Genomic DNA, 3,556 nt, shown 5'->3' with positions numbered 1-3,556 from the left:
GAAGGTGATGCCCGATAAAGCAGGCCCGCTGAAGGTCACGCCGGATGCAGGTCCGTTGCCGAAGGTGATGCCGGACGCAAGTCCGTTCAGGGTCATCACGCCAACGCCTTTCACGCCGACACCGCGGCCCGAAGTAAATGTGACCAACGACTCAAATGCGCAGGTACACGTAGAAGTCAACATCAACCATTGCCCCTGCCCCGACACCGGTGTAATTCATGACAAAGCTGTACCACCACGGGTCACGATTACCCCGCGTGTCTTGCCGCACGTGCCACCTATTAATCGCAGGATTGATACCAGCGTATTGCCGAATACTGACCTGCAGCATAAGCCGATCCCCTTCCATGTAGCGCCTCATTTCAAGCATCCAGAAAATACTGTTCCAACGCCTGGCGTGAAGCCTTACCTTCCTCTGCCGTCCCCCGATTTGACCAGCCCTGCACCTGCTGAATACCAAACCAGCTTGAGGCGCCAGGGTTTCATCAACCGATCAAGGTCGGGCAATTGATTCGTTAATTCGCTTCTCAAACCCTTTGATAAAAACACTACCTTCCCGGGCATTCATGCCCGGGAGGTAGCTGTTCGTGGAGGTTGTGATGTCTTCTTGTCCGATTAATAACAGTGCACGCGTAGTACCGGTGATTCCTGTCCAGCCATTGGAGAGTGTGAGGGCTGGCAACTACTCCGCCCCTCACAAAACAACAGCAGAAGTCACTTTTGTTCAGCACACCCCGACACTTCCCTGGCATAGCTCGGTGAAAGCTGCGGGCGACGAAACAGGCGCAGTCAGTATGCTGATTGCATTGGTTAACTCGCTTTTTATGCAGATGATGACGCTGGTTTCGGATAAAAAAGACCAGACTCTTCCGCTCGTCCCTCCGCAACCAATACCACAACCGAAAGTACAACCGAAAGTACAACCGAAAGTACAGCCGCAAGTGACGCCCGGTGTTTTACCGGAGCCGTTTAAGCCTGGCTCCGATGCAACCATTGCGGGCCTGTCGGACAAACGTAACGGCGCCAAGCCAGCCAATATTTGGAGCGGGTTCCGCCAGGGGCCTGACGGCAATTGCGTCACGGTCTCGGCGATAAAAGCGGCGATGCATAAATTTGGTCAAAGCCCGACCGACATCTACAAGGAAGTAAAAAAGGATGGCACTGGCTACCGAGTCACCATGCGCGATGACGTGGTTGTCACCCTCAGTGACCGCGAGTTAGTTGATGGCGCGCGGGGTGCCAAGTTTGTCGGTCAGGACAAAGGCATGCTCAAGGATGCGCAGTTTCTGTTTGCGGTCAGCGCCAAGCGCGCGCACATGGAAAATAACGACCGTACGGCAGGCAAGAGTTTCAGTGCGGCGGTCCGTAGCTTGAATGATGGCGAAGATGAGTCCGGCCCAGGGGAAGGATTCAAGCGCTTGGGGTTGCAAAAACACATGCGCACGGTGTCTGTCCGTGACCTCGCCAACGGCATGGTGGGTATGTGCAATCGCACCGGTCATTCGGTTGCGGTGATCAATGGGCATGAAGAGCTATGGGGCAAGGAAGGGCGCTCGCCGACACGTGGTAACGCTATCGCTTTGATTTAATCGCCGCGAATTTTAAAGGATAAACCGTGTATGAATATCTCAATGGTCCGCAGCCCGTGGGCTGTCATGGCACTGCAACAGGCAGGGCCGGCATTGGAAGGCAAAGGCGAGAAACCCGTAGACATTGTTAATGGGTTTAACGTCCGAGAGCGTCGATTTGGCGAGGACTTTGACGGCAGCACCCACGCTGCTGTGATTAAAATGATGATGATGACCTTTGGCCAAAGCCCGGCGGATATGTTTGAGCACATCCAGCCTTCCGGCGATGGTTATGAAATCACGATGAAAGATGAGTTCAAGGTTCACGTGTCGCATCAGGAGTTGCAACTGGCGGCTCGGGCTTCGACATTCGCGGGCGATGATCAGGGCTTGGTGGGGAGCGCCAACGTGGTCTTGGCTGCTTTCGTCAAGCGTCAGCAGAGCGTTAAAGGCCACGCCGATTTTGATACAGCGCTGGCCGAAAGCTTGCGCGGCGAGACCACCTTGAGATGCTTGAAGAGTATGGGTGTGTACGGCATGTCGCAGTCTGTGCCCGCCAGTGAATTAGTGGGGGCGGGTGAATTCGGTGTGCTTGAAACTCACAATGTGGGCAGTGCGCTGGTGCTGGATGGCGTCAGTCATAGCTACGGTAAACAGCGCAGGGTTGATCATGGCTATGGGTACAAGCTGTTTAATGACCCGGCTGCGGCATGCCTGCGCTCGCCCTCCAGGCAAACGCCGCCGGTTCGGCCAATGGACATCTGGAGTGGCTTCTATCAAGGGCTTGAGGGCAACTGTGTCACGGTGTCGGCGATCAAGGCCGCGATGACGAAGTTCGGGCAAAACCCGGAGGGCGTCTACAAGCAAGTGACGGCCACTGCCGACGGTTACCACGTGATGATGAGGGATGGTTTTAGTCTGCACCTGACTCACGCCGAACTTCGTTTGGCTAAAGGCGCCTCCCACTTCTACGGCAGTGACCAAGGGTTGCTGGACAACGCCAACTTCCTGTTTGCGGTGAGCGCCAAGCGTGCACAAACGGAGAATAACGATTTTCGTGGCAGCGAGAGCTTTGAGGTCGCCATGGAAACCTTGAACGATGGCGAATACCCTGGCGAAGCCCTGCGCAGGCTGGGGTTGCATGCCTATGTACGTGATTCGGATGTCCATGAACTGTTAAACGGCGCAATCGGAACGGTGGCTGGCTTTGGCCATTCGATGGCGGTTATCGACGGCGTGTTGGACTACTACGGCGAAAAGTACGACCTGGCTGCATTGGAATGGACGAACAGCGGGTATCGCGTCCTCAAGCTGGTGTGATCACACACAGGCTTAGCCCAGCAACCGCCTGAACCCATCGATCGGTAACGGCCGGCTGTGCAAATAACCCTGGAACAAATGGCAGCCCAGCTTTTGCAGGAACGCCAGTTGCTCCGGGGTTTCCACGCCCTCGGCAATCACGTCCAGGTTCAGACTGCACGCCATGGCCACGATGGCACGGATGATCTCCGCGTCGTTGGGGTCGTGGGTTGCGTCGCGCACAAACGATTGGTCGATCTTCAGCGCATCCACCGGCAGGCGCTTGAGGTAGGTCAGCGACGAGTAGCCTGTGCCGAAATCATCCATGGCAAAACTCACGCCGAGTTTTTTTAGTCGACGCATCTTGGCCACGGTGTCGTCGAGGTCCTGAATCACGATGCCCTCGGTGATCTCAAGTTTCAGCAGGCTAAAGGGCAGCTTATGCCGTTTGAGGCTGCGCGCCACGCGCTCTACAAAGTCATTTTGGCGAAACTGTCGGGGGCTGATATTCACACACAAGCTGAAGTTCAGCGGGTCCACCAAACCTTCACCAATCAACTGCGCAAAAGCGCCACACGCTTCATCGAGAATCCAGGTGCCGACTTCCAGGATCAGGCCGCTGTCCTCCAGCACCTTGATAAACTTGGCCGGTGACTGCGCGCCCAGTTGCGGTGCTGCCAGCGCACCAA

General features: G+C 55.9%; 2 protein-coding genes and 2 pseudogenes. 3 read left to right on the top strand and 1 reads right to left on the bottom strand.

Annotated elements, in window-relative coordinates:
• The 3 genes and pseudogenes from F0169_RS11590 to F0169_RS11580 form a co-directional block, all read left to right on the top strand.
• A pseudogene (locus tag F0169_RS11590) lies at positions 1-511 on the top strand (hypothetical protein); the annotation flags it as partial.
• Between the two features lie 88 nt (positions 512-599).
• Positions 600-1,589 carry a hypothetical protein gene (locus F0169_RS11585; RefSeq protein WP_152746607.1) on the top strand — a complete coding sequence of 330 codons (990 nt, stop codon included), beginning with the start codon at positions 600-602 and terminating at the stop codon, positions 1,587-1,589.
• Between the two features lie 93 nt (positions 1,590-1,682).
• Positions 1,683-2,888: a hypothetical protein gene (locus tag F0169_RS11580; protein ID WP_241679109.1), complete on the top strand. Its 1,206-nt coding sequence runs from the start codon at positions 1,683-1,685 to the stop codon at positions 2,886-2,888.
• Positions 2,889-2,900: 12 nt separating this feature from the next.
• Here the strand turns inward: F0169_RS11580 and F0169_RS11575 are convergent.
• Positions 2,901-3,556: pseudogene (locus tag F0169_RS11575) on the bottom strand (putative bifunctional diguanylate cyclase/phosphodiesterase); the annotation flags it as partial.

Source organism: Pseudomonas kitaguniensis, from assembly GCF_009296165.1.
GTDB classification, from domain to species: Bacteria; Pseudomonadota; Gammaproteobacteria; order Pseudomonadales; family Pseudomonadaceae; genus Aquipseudomonas; species Aquipseudomonas kitaguniensis.
Note: the sequence above shows the minus strand (reverse complement) of the source record. Positions and strands in the feature narration are given on the sequence as shown.

What these genes read in the sequence shown, in the direction of transcription:
- F0169_RS11585 (WP_152746607.1), top strand. Translation starts at nt 600, where the DNA reads ATGTCTTCTTGTCCGATTAATAACAGTGCACGCGTAGTACCGGTGATT.